1 protein-coding gene is annotated in these 966 nt (G+C 43.9%); it reads right to left on the minus strand.

Features of this window, described 5'->3' with window-relative positions:
* Position 1: 1 nt before the first annotated feature.
* Positions 2-966: T9SS type B sorting domain-containing protein (locus ABMQ40_RS16615; protein ID WP_370901621.1), on the minus strand; the 965-nt coding region annotated here is incomplete at its 5' end.

Below are 966 nucleotides of genomic sequence, written 5' to 3' on the forward strand. Positions count from 1 at the left end.
ATTAATCTCTGTTTTTCACCATAACCCATCCTGAGTATTTGAACGGTGTATTCTTTTTATCGTTTTCATTCCATGTTACAGAGTACCAGTAAGTTCCTGTAGGTACTTTTTTACCTGCCGAAGTTCCATCCCATTTGTAGCCGTTAAACTTATCTGCCTGGAATACCTTCACCCCGTACCGGTCATAAATACTGAAGATCAGATTTTGTTTTCCGGCCAGTGCAGAATAATCGATCACATCATTAACTCCGTCTCCGTTCGGAGTGATCACATTGATCAGGTTCGGAACCACAATGGCCACCTCAATAGGCTCACAGTCATACGAGTCTTTTACATAGATCATATTGTCACCTCTTGGAACATTGTTGAATACATTGGAATCCTGCCAGTTGACATTATCCATTGAATATTGATAAGGAGGAGTTCCACCGGTTACACTTACCGTAACGGTATTGTTGGCAATATCGATGTTGGAGATCACCGGCTGTTCAGAAGGATATACTTTTACGGTCTGTGTAGAGATACATTCTCCTGTTTTCAGCTTCACCCAGTAAGTACCCACAGGTACATTGGTGATGGTCTGGGTGGTTGCTCCCGTGCTCCATTCATATCCGTCAAATCCGGGACCTGCATCCAGAGTGGTGGTGTCTTCCATACAGATGATCTTATCTTCCAGAACATTGGAATATACCGGAGGAAGCACCACAAGGGTTACTTTAGCTACGGCATAGCAGCCACTGGAGTTGGTCACTTTTACATATACCACACCGTTCGGGGCGATATAGGCTGCCGGATTGGAAATCTCATTGGTCCCGTTTACGGCGTCAGTTAATGAAGGATAATAGTTCTTGGTAACATTGGTCTGAGTGGTTACCGCAGCAGCAGTAAGGTTGAATGAAGCTGTTGACGGATTAGACTCAATAAAGCAGGATCTTAATGTAGCTTCCGTTACCGTAACAACAGGAT

The sequence above is a fragment of the Chryseobacterium gossypii genome, assembly GCF_041361455.1.
GTDB classification, from domain to species: Bacteria; Bacteroidota; Bacteroidia; order Flavobacteriales; family Weeksellaceae; genus Chryseobacterium; species Chryseobacterium gossypii.